An 11,008-nucleotide genomic window follows, 5' to 3' on the forward strand; every position below is an offset into this window, starting at 1 on the left:
GTGTCGGCGGCGGCCTTCGCCGGGGCGCTGGCGGCGGGCGCGCTGGTGTTCGCCCTCGGACAGCGCCGGGGACGGCTCGCACCGACCCGGCTGGTGCTGGCCGGCGTCGCCGTGGGGTACGTGTTCCTCTCCGCGACCAGTTACGTCCAGCTCCAGGCGACCCCGACCGAACTGCGGACGGTCATGTTCTGGATGCTGGGCAGCGTGGCCGGCGCGAAGTGGGAGCAGGTGCCGACGGTCACCGTCGTCGTCCTCGCGACGACCGTCCTGCTCAGCCTCTTCGGACGGCGCCTCAACGCCCTGCTGGCCGGCGACGAGTCCGCGACCGCGCTCGGCGTCGACGTCAACCGACTGCGCGCGGCCCTGCTCGTGCTGAGCGCGCTCCTCACCGGGACCGTCATCGCCGTCGCCGGTTCGATCGGCTTCGTCGGCCTGATGATCCCGCACCTCGTGCGCCTCACCGTCGGCGCCGACCACCGCAGGCTGCTGCCGCTGACGGCGCTGCTCGGCGCCCTCTACCTGGTCCTCGTCGACCTCCTCTCCCGCACCCTCGACCGCCCCAACGAGATGCCGCTGGGGATCCTCACCGCGCTCCTCGGAGCCCCCTTCTTCCTGTGGCTGCTGCGCCGCAACAAGGGCCTGGACTCGTGAAACTGACCGTCGACCACCTCCACGTCACCCTCGACGGCAACCCCGTCCTGCGCGACGTGAGCCTCGAAGCACGCAAGGGCGACATCGTCGGCCTCGCCGGCCCCAACGGCAGCGGGAAGTCCACCCTGCTGCGCACCGTCTACCGCTCCCTGCGCCCGGCGGACGGCGTGGTCCGGGTGGGGGAGGACGACGTGTGGGCGCTGTCCCCGCGTGCCGCCGCCCGCCGGACCGCCGCCGTCCTCCAGGACTCCGGCGGCAACACCACCGGCCTGACCGTCGCCGAGATCGTCGCCCTCGGCCGTTCCCCCCACCACGGCCTGCTCGGCCGCGACAACGCCGAGGACGACCGTGTTGTCGCCGGCGCCATCGACCGCTGCGGTGTACGTCCTCTCGCCGGCCGGGACTACGCCTCCCTGTCCGGCGGGGAACGTCAACGGGTGCTGCTGGCAAGGGCGTTGGCGCAGGAGCCGGAGCTGCTCGTGCTCGACGAACTCACCAACCACCTCGACATCCGGGCGCGCTTCGAACTCCTCGAACTGGTCCGCGCGAGCGGGGTCACCACCCTCGCGGTCCTGCACGACCTCGACCTCGCGGCACGGCTCTGCGACCACCTCGTCGTCCTGCACGAGGGGCGTGTGGTGACGGCCGGTCCGGTGCTCGACGTCCTGACCCCCGAGGTCCTCGCCGGGGTCTTCGGTGTGCGGGCGCGGACCGAGCGGCATGCGGACGGGGTCGTGCGGATCGTCTACGCGGCGCGGCCGTTGTGTGACTGACGTGCGGCCGATGTAGTCGAAGCGCTTCGACGAAAAAGTTTAATTGTGAAGGGAATATGCATTCCTGCGCAGAGTCTTGCTGCTCAGGCGCTCGCTCATTAATGTCCGCTGACGCAAGCGCTTCGACGAAACGTATCTGAAACAGTCCGACGCCGTCCTTGGAGGGACACATGAGATGGCAAGCCTTCAAAGCCGCAGGCAGCAAGTCGGCAGGGTTCGGCCGACTGGCCGTCATCGGCGCGGTGATCGCCGGGTTCCTGAGCTTCGCGGCCCCGGCGCAGGCCGCGGTGTACAACACGTGTGACCAGTGGGGGTCGTACACCCAGGGCACGTGGACGGTCTACAACAACATCTGGGGTGAGAACCACGGCCCGCAGTGCCTGACCGTCGACAGCATCAAGTCCTGGCACGTCGACGCCAACCACACCGGCGGCGGCATCAAGACCTACCCGAACACCGGGGTCCGGCCCCAGACCCCGCTGTCGCAGCTGAACTCGGCGGGCTTCTGGTACAACACGTCGTCGGCTCCCGTCTCCGGCAGCGACCACTGGAACTGGACGAGCGACCTCTGGTCGACCAACAATCAGGACGAGATCATGGTCTTCACCAGCTGGACCGGGCGCACCGGCGGCTGGGGCAAGCAGATCGCGTCCAACGTGACCATCGGCGGCATCCTGTACTCCGAGGTCTGGCAGGCCGACCCCGGCTGGAACGTCCTCCAGCTCATCCCCGCCCAGCAGACCAACACCGGCAGCATCGACGCCTCGGCCGTCTGGCGCTGGGCCGCCTCGTGGAACCTCCTGCGCAACACCACCTTCGACACGATGCAGTTCGGTCTTGAGATCACCTCGACCAGCGGCGTGCAGAAGCGGTACTCCCTCAACTCCTACAGCGCCTGGTGGAACAACACCTCCGGCGGCGGATCGAGCATCTAGCCGTGTGACGGCGGTGCGCTCCGTCCCTGACACCGGAGTGACACCCCGACGCGGACCTTTCCGCCGGGCCCTGATCCAGAGGGTCCGGCGGCGAGGTCCGTTTCGCGTGGGGGCGAGGTGGGGCGGGATGTGCCGGTCACGACGACTTGAGGCGCTCCGGAGTCGGAGTGAAGTGACCGGCGGCGACGCGGTAGACCGAGCGGCGGCCGGTTCTGCGCCACACCCGGCGAAGGACGTAGACCAGTTTCGGGTTGTGCTCCTCGATCTGGTCGACGGCGCGGGCGATCAGCTGCTCCCACTCGTCGTCCGGGGCGGGGTCCGTGCTGTCGTCGACGGCGTGCTCGAACCGTGCGTGCAGGTGCGCGAGCCGGGCCCGGTCCGGGAACTCGGCGCGGGAGAAGGCGATGCACAGCACGCCCGTCCAGTAGCACTTCACGGCGTGCTTCTGCTGGTCGCTCGGGAGGCGGCTCGCGATCTGCTCCATCGCGTGGAGCGAGGTGATCAGGTGCAGGGCGATGAAGTCGCCGGGCATCGCCAGGTACCAGAGGGTGACGGCGTAGTACAGCTGCTCCCAGCTCTCGGCGGCCTCCTGGTCCTCGACCCAGGCGGGGGTCCCGTAGATCAACGGGTGCCCCTCGCCCAGCACGCAGGCGATCCGGTACTGAAGCCCCGCCAGCTCGGGATGGATCTCCGCCTTCGCGGGGGACTCCGGAGCGGCGATCAGCTCCTCCGCCCACCGCCGGAGGGTTTCGTGATCGCGCTCCCACTCGCCCGCGACGCGCAGCAGGGAGTCCACCGCACGCCGGTCCCCCGGGCCGCCGTCCCGGACGGGGGCCGTCCGTTCCGGATGGCAGGAGACGTGGGCGAACGCCATGTAGGCGAGGCCCTCGATCGTCATCCAGCGGTGGCGCGCGTCCAGCGCCCAGCCCAGGTGGATGGTGGCGTGGGTGAAGGCGCCGACCCAGCCGGGCAGCAGCCTCGGCACATGGCGCCTCAGGAGTTCGTCGAGGCCCAGCTCCTTCTCCCGCCGGTCGAAGAACTCGCAGTAGTCCGCGAAGCCGGCGCGGGCGCCGATGAGGGACTCCCAGTTCTCCTCGCGGACGGAGTGCTCCGAGACCCTGGCCGGCTCCAGGGGGTAGCCGTACGGCGTGAGCGTGGTGTAGTCGCGGTAGTAAGCCTCCGTCGTCGCCGGCGACGCGCCGAGCCCGGTCAGCGCGATGACCGCGTGCTTGGCGTGGTTGCTGAGGTGTCTCGCGGACGGCAGCAGCCGGTCGTCCGGGAAGGCCGGACCGGTCAGGCCGGGGTCGCTGTTGAACTCGATGTAGTGGGTCCGGTCGTTCAGCAGGTGGTCGACCGTCGAGAAGTCGGTCATGTCGTCCGGGCTCACTTCGCCTCGTCGTCGGCCGCCTGAAGCCAGGACAGATAGCGCTCACCGGTGTCGGGGAAGAGCGTCACGACCGTCCTGCCCGCGTACTCGGGCCGCGCGACGAGCGTCCGGCACGCGTGCGCGGCGGCGCCGGAGGAGACGCCGACGAGCAGGCCCGCCGTCCGGGCGAGCCGGCGTGCGCCCGCGAAGGCGTCGTCGTCGGAGACGGTCAGCACCTCGTCGATCACCTCGGGGTCCGTGGTGGACGCGACGAATCCGCCGTTGAGGCCGGGGATGCGGTGCGGCCCGCCCCAGCCCTGGCTGAGCACCGGTGAGCGTTCCGGTTCGACCGCCACCACCTGGATCGCCGGGTTCTGCTCCTTGAGGTAGCGGGCGGTGCCGGACAGGGTGCCGCCGGTGCCGATCCCGCAGACGAACACGTCGACGGTGCCGTCGGTGTCCTGCCAGATCTCCGGCCCCGTGGTGGCGTGGTGCGCCCGCACGTTGTCCGGGTTCTCGTGCTGGCGGGCGAACCAGGAGCCGGGCCGCTCGCGGTGGATCTCCTCGGCCTTCTCGACCGCGGCGATGTACCCGTTCTCGTGCGGGGTCGTCACGATCTCGGCGCCGAACGCGCGTAACAGTTGGACGCGTTCGGTGGTCGCGTTGTCCGGCAGCACGATCACGCACCGGTATCCGCGGGCCGCGCACAGGGCGGCCAGCGAGATGCCGGTGTTGCCGGAGGTCGCCTCCACGACGGTGCCCTCGCCCCGGCGCAGCAGTCCGCGCTCCTCGGCGGCGTCCATCATGTGGAGAGCGGCGCGGTCCTTGACGCTGGACAGCGGGTTGGTCATCTCCAGCTTGGCGTAGACGGTGGTGCCGCTGTCGGCGGCCCCGAGGTCGAGCCGGACCAGCGGAGTGCCGCCGATCAGCTGGTCGAGGGAGGTGGCGAGCGGTCGCTTGGTCGATGTCAGCACGGTGCCTCTTTCAGAAGGGGGAGGAAGGTGGGGTCACCAGACGGGAAAGGCGACGGGCGTACGGCCCTGCTGGTGCAGGACGCGGCGGGGGCGGCGGCGCTGGGGTTCGGCGGTGGGGGCCAGGACACGCGCGCTGTCGGGCACGTCGCGGATGACCAGCGCCTGTGCGCCGATCACCGCGTCCGAGCCGACGGTGATCGCACCCAGCAGGGTGGCGTTGGCGCCGATCACCACCCGGTCACCCACCGCGGGGTGCCTGCGCGACCCCGCGGGCCGCTCCTGGTCGTGCCACCAGCCGACCGAACCCAGCGTCACCTGGTGGAAGATGGTGACGTCGTCGCCGATGACCGCGGTCTCGCCGACGACCACACCGGTGCCGTGGTCGACGAAGAACCGGCGGCCGATCCGGGCGCCGGGATGGATCTCGATCCCGCCCGACACCACTCTGGCCACCACGGACAGGAGCCGGGCCGACCGGCGCAGCCCGCGCCGGTGCATCCGGTGCGCCACCCGGTACCCCCAGACGGCCGGCACCGCCGGGTGCAGCAGCGCCTCCGCCCGGGACAGCATCGAGGGGTCACGCTCCCGGATCATGTCCAGGTCGGCCAGGGCCGCGCGGTACAGCCTGCGGGCCCCCATCACGAAGTCCTCGACAGCGTGGCTCCACCGCGCCGCCGCGTGACACGGTTCTCCGCGAAGGCGACGCCCGCGAGCACGACCAGACCGCCCACGACCAGGTTCCAGGTCGCCGGCTCGCCCAGCAGGACGACGCCGAGCAGCACGGCGAACACCGGGACGACGTAGTTCACGGCGGACGCGGTACTGGCCCCCACGTCGCCGATGAGCCGGAAGTACAGCACGTAGGCCAGGCCGGTGCTGAGCACTCCGAGGCAGACGACACCGGCGGTGACCCTGCCGGTCAGCTCCGGGGTGTGCCAGGTCAGCAGCGGGGTGACGGCGGCCAGGAGCACGGCGGCGGCCAGGAGCTGCGAGCCGGCCAGTGCCAGCGGGGCGAGACCCTTGGGGGACAGGAACCTGCGGACGTACACGAACCCGCAGGCGTAGCTCAGCGCGGCCCCGACACAGGCCAGCTGACCGCCGAGGGAGCCGCCCGAGGCGGACCACGGACTCATGACGAGCACCACCCCGAGAAAGCCGGCGACCAGGCCGGCCGCCTTGCGCGCGGTGGCCCGCTCGGTGGACAGCGCGGCGGTGGCCAGGGCCAGGGTGAGGAGCGGCGTGATACCGATCAGCACCCCGGCGAGGCCCGCGTCGACGGTCTGTTCACCGTAGGAGATCAGGAGGAAGGGGACGACGTTGCCGAGCAGGGCCGCCGCGGCCACGTGGCCCCAGGTCTCGCCGGAGCGGGGCAGGGGCACCTTGCGTACCGCCGCCACCGCCATCAGCACGGCGGAGCCCAGGACGAGTCGGGCCAGCACGAGCTGACCTGGGGTCAGCCCCTCCAGCGAGACCTTGATCAGCATGAAGCTACTGCCCCAGAGCAGGGCCAGTGACAGAAACCGGACTGAGGACGCGTGGGTCATGACACCTTGCCTTCGTGGACGGTCGTTTCACGTTCCTCGTGTTCAGTACCTCGGTGACTTGTGCAGCAGCTCTTTGCGGCCGGTGATCTCCGGAACGTAGACCTGCTCGTTCCAGTTCTCCTTCTCGACCGGTTCCAGGGCGATCGAGATGACGTCCTCGTCGCAGCTGAACGCGCCCTGGACGAGCTTGGACACCGCCGTGACCAGCTCGGCCTGCCGTTCCGAGGGGAGCGTGTCCGAGAAGAACTTGATGTTGACGTGCGGCAAGATGATCTCCCTTTTCACCGTGTTCAGGCGACTTCGGACCGCTTCGGCCAGCTCGTCGACGTCCGGCTCCCGGAGCATGCTGTAGTGGTCGGCGGCCAGGTCGACGACGGACGGCTGAGCGGCGGAGTACCCGGCGCTGTTCTCGATGAACGAGTAGTCGTCGCCGGTGGCCTTGAAGATCGTGACGGGGGCGCTGATGTGCCGCTTCGCCAGTTCGTGGAACTCGTACTCGAAGGAATAGGTACGGTGCACCACCGAGGTGATCCGCTTCACGAGTGCGGCGTCCAGGGGCGGGAACGTGGCGCTGACATAGGCGGCGAAACTCTCGTCGTCGTGGGCGACCCGCAGGCATTCGCGCAGTTCGGGGCCGGTGATACGGCCCGCGAAGACGGAGAACAGGATCGTCAGGTACGCCTGGTCCCGGTAGTCGGCCTCACCCCCGTCCGCTTCGACCTCGGGTGAGCCGGGCGCGATCAGGAAGAGGTGCTCGACCCGTTCCCCGGCCTGTTCCAGCTGGTGGGCGGCCTCGAAGGCGACCCTGGCGCCGAACGAGTAGCCCCAGAGGGTGTAGGGCCCCTCGGGCTGGCGCCGGCGGATCTCCTCGACGTCCCGCGCGGCCATCTCCTCGATGGTGGGGTAGATCTCCTCACCGGGGTTGATGCCGTGTGCCTGAATCCCGTAGAAGGGGCGGCCGAGGCCGGCGCGGTCCGCCAGGAGCCGCAGGTTCATCGGGTATCCGCCGAGACCGGGCCAGCAGTAGACGGGGGGCTTCGCCGTCGCCGCGTTCAGGAGCACCAGCCGTGACGTGTCGTCGGCGGCCCCTCCTCGGACGCGCAGCGCCAGCTCCTCGACGGTGGGCGCCTCGAACAGCACCTGGAGCGGGAGGGAGCTGCCGAACTCCCGGTTGAGCCGGTTGATCAGGCCGACCGCGATCAGCGAGTTGCCGCCGGACGCGAAGAAATCGTCGTGCACCGAGATCGCGTCGCGCTTCAGGCCCGCCTTCCACAGCTCGGCGATCCGCCGTTCCGCAGTGGTCCTCGGGGCGACGAAGGGCCGGTCGTCCTGAGCGACCGCGGCTTCCGCCAGCCGTTCGAGGGCCGCGTGGTCGAGCTTCCCGTTCACCGTGGCGGGCAGCTTGTCCAGCACCACCACCCGGTTGGGGATCATGTAGTCGGGCAGGGAGTCGATCAGGTCGTCCCTGATCATCTCCGCCGGGCCCTTCATGTGGACCGTGTCCTCCTTCATGCCCTCGTCGCGGATCTGCTCGTCGCTGACCCGGCCGCCGACGAAGAAGTAGGACGGACCGACCGGCAGGCCGGCGCCGGCGAGGATGCTCTCGATCCGCTTCGCCGCGGGCAGGTCCGCGCCGGACTTCGAGCTGTAGCCGGAGGACATGAAACCGAGGTTCAGCCCGTTCATGGACAGGCGTTGGAGCGTCCGGCCGAGATCGATGTAGCGCCGCCAGTCCGCACCGGTCCTGCTGATCACCGAGATGCCGAACCGGGAACGCTCGTAGACCTGCTGGTTGATGGCGATGACGTGCTTGCGCAGGATCAACTCGTCGGAGACCAGGTCCAGTTCGCCGTGGCGGTACCGGTACTGGCCGGCCGGCAGCCCCTGGACGCCGCCCGGGTGCGCCTGCACGTAGAGGTCCACCGGGAGATCCACTGCGGCCGTGTGCGCGCCGATCTCGAAGCTGCCCAGGTAGTGGTCCTCGCCGGCGCACTCCAGGCTGTCCATGACGGCCGGGGTGTAGGCGCCGGCGACGACGGCCAGGCCGTGGCCGGGCAGGATCTTCTCGAACAGCCCGATGACATGCCCGGTCTCGATCTCCAGGACTTCCCGGACGTTGTTCTTGTAGACGGGTTCGATGGCCCGCCGCTTGCCCGCCGAGTGGACGAGGATCCGGGTGCCCGCGACAGCGTTGTCCTTCTCCCGGATCAGCACCAGCCGGTGGTCGACCGGGTGGTAGTAGTAGAAGCCCGGTGCCAGCCCGTCGACGCCGTCCAGTTCGAGGTACAGCTGGGTGGCGTACAGCGATCCCGGAGAGGCGTAGCCGTACTTCGGGAGCAGCCGCCGGTCGCTGAGGTGCCGGCCGAAGTAGCGCAGGATCTCGCCCAGTTCGGTGAGCGCGACCGTCCCCGCCTCGCGGGGCCGCACCTCGGTGGCCCGCTCCGCCAGCAGCTCCAGGAGGTCGGCCCGGGTGACCTCGCCGCCCTCGTAGAACCGGTAGGTCTTGCGCGCGAACGCCTGCCGGCGCTGCGCCGCCGCGCTGCCGTCCGGCAGGCCGACCGTGGCCTTGCCGTCGAGCTCCTCGGGGTCCCGGCAGCCGGTGTCGGCCAACTGGGCACGCACCTGGAGCCGGCTGCTCTTGGACTGGTGGTGTGCGCCGTGGTTGCCCTGGTCCATCAGGGCGGCTTCCTTGGGGTCGAGTTCCACCAGCGAGATGAGGTTCTGGAATCCGGTGCGCGGGTCGTCGCGGACCACCACCGCCGCGTTCCTGACCCAGTCGTGGTTCTCGATCGAAAGCCTGATCTCGTCGAGTTCGACCCGGAAACCCCGGAGCTTCACCTGATTGTCGACGCGCCCCACGAACTGCACCGTGCCGTCGGAGTTCCAGTGGGCGAGATCACCACTGCGGAACAAACGGGTGCCCGGCACGAACGGATTGTTCACGAACCGTTCAGCGGTCAGCTCCGGCCGGTGCAGATATCCACGCGCCAACTGCGCGCCACCTATGTAAAGTTCGCCGATCTCACCTGGTTCGACCGGGTTCATTTCCGCGTCGAGGATGTGGTATTGCACATGGTGGACCGGAACACCGATCGAGATCGCGTCCGGGCCCTCCTCGATCGCGGCCGGATCCACGGTGTGCGCCGAGGCGTTGATGGTGCACTCCGTCGGACCGTACAGATTGATCAGCTCGCAGCCGGGTAATAATCCGACGCATTGCGCGGCGAGTCCCTTCGACAGCGTCTCGCCGCCGCTGAAAATCTGCGTGAGAGACGTGCACGCGGCGAACTCGTCCGTGCCCACGAGCGCGTGTAGCAGCGTGGGGACGCATTGCAGCGTGGTGACGTCGTGCCGGACGATCGTCTCGATCAGCCGCTCGACGTCCCGGTATATTCCGGGATCCCCCATCACGACTTTGCCGCCGAGAGCCGAGGCCAGGATTTCCCACTGCGCCGCGTCGAAACTCAGAGGGGTTTTCTGTAGCACGGATTTCCCGCTGTCCATGCCCTGTGCGGCGGCCAGCCACCGCATCTGATTGACGACGCCGCCGTGTTCGATCATCACCCCTTTCGGCTTTCCCGTGCTGCCGGAGGTGTAGATGACGTACGCCAGATCGTCCGGACCGGGCGCGGGGGGCTCGCGCCTGCTCCCCCTCGGGTGCAGCCGGGTGAAGGCGGCCACGTCGTCCATGGTGACGACCGAGGTCCCCCTCGGCACGAGCGTGGCCAGCCGCGATGCGAACTCCCGTTGGGAGAGGACGACTTCGGTGCCCGAGTCCTCGATCATGTAACGGAGCCGGTCGTCGGGGTACTCCGGGGACAGGGGCAGGTATGCCGCGCCGGACGACAGGATGCCCCAGACGCCCACCGCCAGTTCGAGCGAGGGCTCGACGAATATACCGACGTACGACTCCGGCGCCACCCCGAGATCGTGCAGGCAGGCCGCCAAGTCCGAGCTCTGTTCCACGAGTTCGCGATAGGTGAGGGATTCGTCGTCCTGGACGACAGCTGTGCGGTGCGGGTGCGAACGAGCGTGTTCCCGAAGCAGATCGAGCACCGTGGTACGCATGGCTTCTCTCTCTCATGTGCGGAAAACGGGCAGGTTCCACCGTCGGAGCGGCTCCCCGAGGTGTCGGGCTATCGATGGATGTGGTGTGAATATGGGCAGCACGCGGCCCGAGCCGGAAGTGTTTCGGATTTCCGGCATGCGGGTGGGAGCGCTTTGGGCGCTCGGGTCTGGCTGGTCAGCTGAGAGTCGGAGCCGGCAGCTCGAAGATCGGCGTGAACAGAGGGCGGGATATTGCCCCGGAGGCAAGTCAGGGCCTCGGTGCGGAAAGGTTCACCGGTCGGCGGGGTGATTTTTCTGCGTGCGTCCCTGGCTGGCGGTCAATTCAAGCTGTGCGGAGCATCCGGACTCAAGAAGTCCCCTCTCGCGGGGTGAGGTTTTGTAACCGATCATCAAGCTAATGAAGCGGCGACTGACCCGTCAACACCGGAACCGGAACCCGGCTCCGATACGTGTCCGAAACCCGTCCTGTGAGGCCTCATTATCCGCTCCGGCGGATTGCTCGGCCTGGGATCCGAAGGCGTCCATGGCGTCGCGCACCCGCTCCGGACCGGCGAGCGGAATCGGTGGCCGCCGCTCGTTCGCCGTCGGCGCGGGGTTCGTCCGGCCGTGCCGCCGAACGCATCGCCGCGAGCGCCCTCTCGCCCGCCATCGGCGGGCGGGGACGGGGGTGCGGGCCACCCGTGGCGCACCGGAGCCC

Annotated in this window: 8 protein-coding genes; 3 read left to right on the forward strand and 5 right to left on the reverse strand. The window is 69.3% G+C overall.

Features of this window, described 5'->3' with window-relative positions; all coding sequences use genetic code 11:
- The 3 genes from ACVNF4_RS25455 to ACVNF4_RS25465 all read left to right on the forward strand — a co-directional run.
- Positions 1-651, forward strand: a 651-nt coding sequence (locus ACVNF4_RS25455; RefSeq protein WP_461805201.1) for a FecCD family ABC transporter permease, incomplete at its 5' end; no start/stop codon positions are given.
- Positions 648-1,424 (forward strand): ABC transporter ATP-binding protein, encoded by a 777-nt coding sequence (locus ACVNF4_RS25460; RefSeq protein WP_461805202.1) that lies wholly within the window; start codon positions 648-650, stop codon positions 1,422-1,424. The genes ACVNF4_RS25455 and ACVNF4_RS25460, both read left to right, overlap by 4 nt.
- Before the next feature lie 170 nt (positions 1,425-1,594).
- Positions 1,595-2,359, forward strand: a complete 765-nt coding sequence (locus tag ACVNF4_RS25465; protein WP_461805203.1) for a glycoside hydrolase family 12 protein — start codon at positions 1,595-1,597, stop codon at positions 2,357-2,359.
- A gap of 136 nt (positions 2,360-2,495) precedes the next feature.
- Here ACVNF4_RS25465 and ACVNF4_RS25470 read toward each other — a convergent pair whose 3' ends face one another.
- The 5 genes from ACVNF4_RS25470 to ACVNF4_RS25490 are packed head-to-tail and all read right to left on the reverse strand — an operon-like array spanning position 2,496 to position 10,311.
- Positions 2,496-3,746, reverse strand: a complete 1,251-nt coding sequence (locus ACVNF4_RS25470; RefSeq protein ID WP_461805204.1) for a questin oxidase family protein — start codon at positions 3,744-3,746, stop codon at positions 2,496-2,498.
- Positions 3,743-4,699 (reverse strand): cysteine synthase A, encoded by a 957-nt coding sequence (cysK, locus tag ACVNF4_RS25475; protein WP_461805205.1) that lies wholly within the window; start codon positions 4,697-4,699, stop codon positions 3,743-3,745. Before cysK ends, ACVNF4_RS25470 begins: the two co-directional genes overlap by 4 nt.
- Before the next feature lie 33 nt (positions 4,700-4,732).
- The gene (gene epsC, locus ACVNF4_RS25480; RefSeq protein WP_461805206.1) at positions 4,733-5,338 is read right to left on the reverse strand and encodes a serine O-acetyltransferase EpsC; all 606 of its coding nucleotides are present in this window, start codon (positions 5,336-5,338) and stop codon (positions 4,733-4,735) included.
- Positions 5,338-6,243 (reverse strand): DMT family transporter, encoded by a 906-nt coding sequence (locus tag ACVNF4_RS25485; protein WP_461805207.1) that lies wholly within the window; start codon positions 6,241-6,243, stop codon positions 5,338-5,340. Before ACVNF4_RS25485 ends, epsC begins: the two co-directional genes overlap by 1 nt.
- A 42-nt stretch (positions 6,244-6,285) precedes the next feature.
- Positions 6,286-10,311 (reverse strand): amino acid adenylation domain-containing protein, encoded by a 4,026-nt coding sequence (locus tag ACVNF4_RS25490; RefSeq protein WP_461805208.1) that lies wholly within the window; start codon positions 10,309-10,311, stop codon positions 6,286-6,288.
- Between the last annotated feature and the right edge of the window lie 697 nt (positions 10,312-11,008).

The organism is Streptomyces sp. S6 (genome assembly GCF_054880855.1).